Annotated in this window: 2 tRNA genes and 1 rRNA gene; all 3 read right to left on the bottom strand. The window is 43.2% G+C overall.

Annotated elements, in window-relative coordinates:
* Positions 1-148: 148 nt before the first annotated feature.
* Positions 149-224: transfer RNA gene (locus V5290_RS17385), tRNA-Ala, on the bottom strand.
* 44 nt (positions 225-268) lie between these two features.
* A tRNA-Ile gene (locus V5290_RS17380) sits at positions 269-345 on the bottom strand.
* A 109-nt stretch (positions 346-454) separates the two neighbouring features.
* A 16S ribosomal RNA gene (locus tag V5290_RS17375) occupies positions 455-511 on the bottom strand; the annotation flags it as partial.

Here is a 511-nt window from a genome sequence, read left to right as displayed (position 1 = left end):
AAGTGTCATTGTTTTTGTGCGATAAATAAGAACATTTATCAGCTTTCCTAATTGTTAAAGAGCAGACTTTTTCGTTAAAAAAAGCCTTAGATAAATAATGTAACTTATCTAAGGCTTCTATCATGTTGGTCACTTCGTTAAAATGAAGTGGTGGAGCTATGCGGGATCGAACCGCAGACCTCCTGCGTGCAAGGCAGGCGCTCTCCCAGCTGAGCTATAGCCCCAACATGGTATGTATAAATAGAAATCCAATTTCAATACAAGAAATTGGTGGGTCTGGGCAGATTCGAACTGCCGACCTCACCCTTATCAGGGGTGCGCTCTAACCAACTGAGCTACAGACCCATCTAGAGTCTATCTATACGTCTCTTTACTTTCTAATCAAACAATCTGTGTGGGCACTCATTATTACTTGCGCCAATATACCGAGGTATAAAGGATGTGTTTCTTTACGTAAGGAGGTGATCCAGCCCCAGGTTCCCCTAGGGCTACCTTGTTACGACTTCACCCC

Origin of the sequence: Psychromonas arctica, from assembly GCF_036697365.1 — a bacterium.
Lineage (GTDB): Bacteria > Pseudomonadota > Gammaproteobacteria > Enterobacterales > Psychromonadaceae > Psychromonas > Psychromonas arctica_A.
The sequence above is the reverse complement of the archived record's forward strand: the minus strand, read 5'-3'. Positions and strand labels throughout refer to the sequence as shown.